This is a genomic window from Acinetobacter sp. YH12039 (assembly GCF_013420015.1).
GTDB lineage: Bacteria > Pseudomonadota > Gammaproteobacteria > Pseudomonadales > Moraxellaceae > Acinetobacter > Acinetobacter amyesii.
Genome location: NZ_VOZA01000138.1, coordinates 1 through 1,099, shown reverse-complemented (window position 1 = coordinate 1,099; position 1,099 = coordinate 1). Strand labels below are relative to the sequence as shown.

1 protein-coding gene and 1 pseudogene are annotated in these 1,099 nt (G+C 43.3%); one reads left to right on the top strand and one right to left on the bottom strand.

Annotated features, from left to right (window positions below):
- Nucleotides 1-103 (top strand): annotated as a pseudogene (locus FTT98_RS18395) (cation transporter); the annotation flags it as partial.
- Nucleotides 104-158: 55 nt separating this feature from the next.
- Here FTT98_RS18395 and FTT98_RS17890 read toward each other — a convergent pair.
- Nucleotides 159-1,099: fatty acid desaturase family protein (locus FTT98_RS17890; RefSeq protein WP_180177634.1), on the bottom strand; the 941-nt coding region annotated here is incomplete at its 5' end.

The following is a 1,099-nucleotide window of genomic DNA, read 5'->3' as shown; positions in this document are numbered from 1 at the left end:
GATGACATTGCAAATTGAAGCAGAAGATTGTCCCCCAGAACAGCATCGGCAATCAGCCCATTCGCATGAGCATCATGACCATAAAGAAAGCCATCAACATTAAGTTTAAAAAATTTTGCCATCACACTTAATGTATATTTAAACTTCGATCTTTTATTTTAGCCTTTTAATAATGAAACAATTACATCTTTATAACTCGGTGGCGATTTCACGTAATCGCGCTCTCGCAACATCTGATGCATTTTGGGCAGATTTTGATGCGGAACAGAGGCCATTAAATGATGTTCAATATGATAATTTACATGAATCGGTGCAACGAAAGCCCGCGCTAGCCAGCCTGCATGGGTGGTACGGGTATTAGTCAGTGCAGAATGGCTGGTTTCCAGGCCTGCATGTTCAGCCATTGCCCGTATACGGATAAACAGTGGGAAAGGAGTGATATAAGCTAACGGCCATAATAAATAAAGTTTTGGATGACCGCTGGCCCAAAGTGCGGAAAATAGGGCAGCATTGGAAATCAGCATGCCCGAGCTATTTTTTAACAGATTCTTTGCCAGTTCCAAGTTACTGCGATTACCACGAGGAATTGGTTTCGGATCATTGGAAACACTCCATTCCAGAAGTTCTAAATCCATCAAGACTCGGCCAGCCAGAAATTTTAGGCCGGATTGACCATTTAAATCTCTAAAGAATTTTCTAAATAATGATTGTTTAGTAATTGGAAAGTTTTTGACCAGACCTAAATCTGGATCATCAGGTTGAGAGGTGCGGGCATGATGTTTCAAATGATATGGTCGATATTTGCCGACCTCATTCCAGATCGGACGGGCGCATAGCCAGTCAGTGAAGTGTGTGTTTAGCCACTTGGTTTTAAACAGACTGTGGTGTGAGGCATCGTGCATCAAAATGGCCATAGCCAGCTGACGACCTGCCAGAATGGCTAATGCCAAGGCACATATCAATATTTTTCCCCAGACTGGTAAATATTCCCAGCTATAAGCGACTGTGCCAAAGGTCAAAACAATCACAGCCCAAGTTGAGCCTACTGCCAGAGCCCCCTGTAAGTCGGATGGGGTGGTCAGCTCTTTGATTTCTTCAC